Origin of the sequence: Bavariicoccus seileri WCC 4188, from assembly GCF_000421665.1 — a bacterium.
Classification (GTDB): domain Bacteria; phylum Bacillota; class Bacilli; order Lactobacillales; family Aerococcaceae; genus Bavariicoccus; species Bavariicoccus seileri.
On record NZ_ATXL01000091.1, the window covers coordinates 1 to 2752 of the forward strand.

Below are 2752 nucleotides of genomic sequence, written 5' to 3' on the forward strand. Positions count from 1 at the left end.
GTATCGTCTTCTTTAATCGTATCGCCAACTTTTACATCGATCTTAACGATTTCGCCTTCTGCGATACCTTCACCGATATCTGGCAATTTGAATTGAAAAGCCATAAATTTGACATCCTTTCTTTAATAAAACCCTTGAACAGGAATAAAACCATTTGAACAGGCAAAGAGTAAATAGATGCCATCTATTTACTCATCTGCTTACTCTACAATTAGAAATTAACTGTTTCTTTGACTTTAGCCTCTATATCCTTAGCATTTGGTAGCCAATCATTTTCAGCTTGACCAAATGGGAACACAGTATCAGGGGCTGCAACACGCCCAATAGGTGCTTCTAAAGAAAGGATGGCACGTTCGCTCAACTCAGCCATAACAGCCGCACCAACACCCGCTTGACGTTGTGCCTCTTGCACAATGACAGCACGATTAGTTTTTTCGACACTTTTAACGATTGTTTCAACATCTAACGGTGATACTGTTCTAAGATCTATGATTTCAACAGAGATGCCTTCTTTTTCAAGATTATCTGCTGCTTTGATAGCTTCACGAACCATAGCACCATAAGTAATAACTGAAACGTCAGTACCTTCACGTGTCACTGCTGCTTTGCACAATGGAACAGTGTAATCTTCATCAGGAACTTCCTCACGGAATGACCGATAAAGTTTCATATGTTCAAGAAAAACAACTGGGTCATTGTCTCTAATAGCTGAGATTAATAATCCCTTAGCATCGTATGGGTTACTTGGAATAACGACCTTGATACCAGGAGATTGCGCAATCAACCCTTCTAGGTTATCTGAGTGAAGTTCTGGTGTATGAACACCACCACCAAAAGGTGAACGAATAACGATTGGAAGATGACGTGTGCCACCCATCCGATAGCGGGTACGAGCTGCTTGACCAACGATAGAATCCATTGTTTCAAAAACGAATCCAAAGAATTGAATCTCAGCTACAGGACGAAATCCTTCAAGAGCTAGACCAATCGATAAACCACCAATACCTGATTCTGCTAATGGTGTGTTGAAAACTCTGTCTTCACCAAATTCATCTTGTAGTCCTTGAGTCGCTCTGAAAACACCACCATTTTTACCAACATCTTCACCAAAGATCAATACATTTTCATCGTTCTTCAATTCGGCATGTAAGGCATCAGTTACGGCTTGTATCAATGTTTTTTGTGCCATGATTATTTAGCCTCCTTTGCTTCATAGGCATCGATTTGTTCTTGGATCGATGCTGGAGCAACTTCGAACATATTCTTCAAGAATGTTGAGACTTTTTGTTTAGGAACAGCATCTGCTTCTTTAATCGCTGCCTTCACATCTTCCTTAGCCTTTTCTTCAACTTCTTGCTCTTTTTCCTCAGACCATAAGCCCTTTTCTGTTAAGTAATTGCGCATACGGATTAAAGGATCTTTTTTGAGCCAAGGTTCCATCGAACCTTCTGGTTGATAACGTTTAGGGTCATCACCAGATAATGTATGTGGCCCATAACGGTAACAAATTGTTTCAATCAAGACAGGACCATTACCAGCAACAACATATTCTCTTGCCTTTTTAGTCACTGCATAAACTGCCAATGGATCCATACCATCCACTTGGATACCTGGGATGCCGGCAGCAACAGCTTTTTGTGCTAATGTTTTAGCAGCTGTTTGTAATGAACGTGGTGTAGAAATTGCCCAACCATTATTTTGAACGACAAATATGGCATTAGCATGGTAAGACCCTGCAAAGTTAATTCCTTCATAGAAGTCACCTTGGGACGTACCACCATCACCAGTATAAGTGATGACAACGTTCTCCTTATTACGTTTTTTAAGTCCTAAAGCAACCCCGGCTGCTTGGACGTATTGCGCACCAATAATAATTTGTGGTGGCAATGCTTGTAATTCTTCTGGATACTTGTTTCCTTCAACATGACCACGAGACCATAAGAAAGCTTGGTATAAAGGTAACCCATGCTTGATCAATTGTGGTACATCACGGTAACCTGGTAACAAGACATCATCTTTTTCGATGGCCTTGATACTTCCTAATTGACTTGCTTCTTGTCCCCATGTTGGAGCATAGAAACCTAAACGTCCTTGACGATTCAATGCAGTCGAACGTTGGTGTAAAATACGTGACCAAACCATATCTGACATTAAGTCCACTAACTCGTCATCTGTTAAATCAGGTAAAATATCTGGATTAACTACCTTACCTTCTTCATCCAAGATTTGAACCATGTCGAAATTGTTATTGTCAGGCGTTAGTAACGACTCGATGGTTACTGATTTCTTTCTTGCCATATTCAAAACACGTTCCTCTCTTATTTTAATCCTAGTGTAGAACAGTAAAACGGAACTGTTACATAACCACTGGTTTACGGTATAAATTTATCACGAAAAATCAGACAATGCAAGCAAACTAGAGTCAAGTAAACCATTTTCATAAAACCGCTTAATTTTCTGAAAATATCACAATCTCTGGTTGTTCTTTTTCGATAATCCTTGTCACCCTTGACCTTTAGTTCAACATTTCACATGAATAGTTCCACTTAATTGTGACTGTTTCTGAAAAAAAGCTAATTATAGCTTCATCACCCTTTCTGTTTCACATTCTGTATATGTGTATTATTTTTTTCTATTAATAAGATAACCTACGGGCGTTGTAAGGTTACAATACATGTGTTACATGAAAATAAAAAAATAGAGGAAGCTTCTGCTATACTGTAATTACCACACCACAGAAAGGAAAGCTTCC

3 protein-coding genes are annotated in these 2752 nt (G+C 39.1%); all 3 read right to left on the reverse strand.

From position 1 onward, the window contains the following. Nucleotides 1-104, reverse strand: a 104-nt coding sequence (locus tag H541_RS12440) for a biotin/lipoyl-containing protein (protein ID WP_033420931.1), incomplete at its 3' end; no start/stop codon positions are given. Nucleotides 105-211: 107 nt separating this feature from the next. Beyond that, entirely contained in the window at nucleotides 212-1189 is a 978-nt protein-coding gene (locus H541_RS0110830; RefSeq protein WP_022797292.1) for an alpha-ketoacid dehydrogenase subunit beta, read from the reverse strand. Nucleotides 1190-1191: 2 nt separating this feature from the next. Next, complete coding sequence (pdhA, locus tag H541_RS0110835) at nucleotides 1192-2298, reverse strand: pyruvate dehydrogenase (acetyl-transferring) E1 component subunit alpha (protein ID WP_026501799.1); 1107 nt, start codon at nucleotides 2296-2298, stop codon at nucleotides 1192-1194. Nucleotides 2299-2752 lie beyond the last annotated feature (454 nt).

Excerpts from the sequence above, each read along its gene's own strand:
- H541_RS0110830 (WP_022797292.1), bottom strand. The coding sequence starts at position 1,189 with ATGGCACAAAAAACATTGATACAAGCCGTAACTGATGCCTTACATGCC.
- pdhA (WP_026501799.1), bottom strand. The coding sequence starts at position 2,298 with ATGGCAAGAAAGAAATCAGTAACCATCGAGTCGTTACTAACGCCTGAC.